The 1,198-nt window shown below is 72.2% G+C and carries 2 protein-coding genes; both read right to left on the bottom strand.

Features of this window, described 5'->3' with window-relative positions:
* Nucleotides 1-23: 23 nt before the first annotated feature.
* Nucleotides 24-653, bottom strand: coding sequence for a transposase (locus CNO22_RS27175; protein ID WP_100502316.1), 630 nt, complete (start codon nucleotides 651-653; stop codon nucleotides 24-26).
* The gene (locus CNO22_RS27170; RefSeq protein WP_100502317.1) at nucleotides 563-1,105 is read right to left on the bottom strand and encodes a winged helix-turn-helix domain-containing protein; all 543 of its coding nucleotides are present in this window, start codon (nucleotides 1,103-1,105) and stop codon (nucleotides 563-565) included. The genes CNO22_RS27175 and CNO22_RS27170 overlap by 91 nt, the downstream gene beginning before the upstream one ends.
* Nucleotides 1,106-1,198 lie beyond the last annotated feature (93 nt).

The raw sequence follows: 1,198 nt of genomic DNA, 5'->3' as shown, positions 1-1,198 counted from the left end.
CTAAAGATCATTAAGGGCGGTTGTTACAGGAACGGTCCGAATTCGAGCCCGGTGCTGGCGAGAAAGCCGGCCAGCAGCCCGGGCCGGTACTGCATCCGCTTGAGCCGGGTCTTCACCAGCGCGGTGAGCTCGCCGATGGTGTGCTTGGTCAGGTTGGCCAGCGACCGCTTCAGGTGCGCCCACACCGGCTCGACCGGATTGAGCTCGTGGGCGTAGGGCGGCAGTCGGAAAACCGTCAGCCACGGCCGGGCCGCGATCAGCTCGGCCATCGCGGCGGACACGTGGGTGTTGAGGTTGTCCCAGACCAGCACGATCGGCCCGCCGAGCTGGGAGTGGGCGGCGTCGAGGAGGGCGGCGTAGTCGGCCTCGGTGAACCCCTTGCGCCCGCCGCCGGTCCGGCTGCCGCGTCGGCCGCGGGACAGGGTGCGGTAGATCAGCCGCGGCCGCCGCCCGGGCTTGACGGCGACCAGCGCGGCCAGCGACAGCCGCGGGCTGTTGGCCGCGGTCACCCGCACCACCGGGGTCCGGCCCCGGCGACCCCAGGTGCGTCCCTTCGGCGGCCTCAGCCCCTGGCCGGACTCGTCTTCGAAGACCAGCCAGGCGCCCAGGTCCGCCGCCGCCGTTTTATCGCCGGCCAGGTCTCCTCCCGCCACGCGGCGATCTGCTCCTCATCCCGCTCGGCGGCCTGCCGGGCCGGGACCTGCACGCTCCAGCCGAGCCGGTGCAGCAGCAGATCCAGCCCGGCCAGGGTGTAGTCCACCCCGAAGCGCTGCCGAACGACCTCGGCGATACGGGGCAGTGTCCAGCACTGGTCGGCCCAGCCCCACGCGGCGGGCCCGGCGTCGAGCAGCACCTGCAGCTCGTCGAGCTGGGCGGGTCTGAGCTTGCAGCGCGCCCCACCAGGCCCCGTGGAGGCCAGCGCCGGACGACCGCCGGCGTGCAGCGCGTGGCGCCAGCGGTTGGCCGACATCCGGGTGACCCGAAACCGGGTCGCCACCTCCCGGTCGGTGGCCCCCTCCTCAATCCACTCGGCCGCCGCCAGCCGCACCCGTTCTCGCCGGGCGCGCTCTTCGGCGGCCAGCCCACCACCCTGGGGATACCGCATGCCACCGGCATAGCGCAGGCTGCGCCGGCTGTCAGCTGGGTCCGACCGACTATCGGCAGAACCCGTAACTCCTACCCTTAATGATCTTTAGTG

Origin of the sequence: Geodermatophilus chilensis (assembly GCF_002802985.1) — a bacterium.
Taxonomy (GTDB): domain Bacteria; phylum Actinomycetota; class Actinomycetes; order Mycobacteriales; family Geodermatophilaceae; genus Geodermatophilus; species Geodermatophilus chilensis.
The sequence above is the reverse complement of the archived record's forward strand: the minus strand, read 5'-3'. Positions and strand labels throughout refer to the sequence as shown.

Bases quoted from the DNA above. Each gene is read 5' to 3' on its own strand.
- CNO22_RS27170 (WP_100502317.1), bottom strand. From the start codon at position 1,105: ATGCGGTATCCCCAGGGTGGTGGGCTGGCCGCCGAAGAGCGCGCCCGG.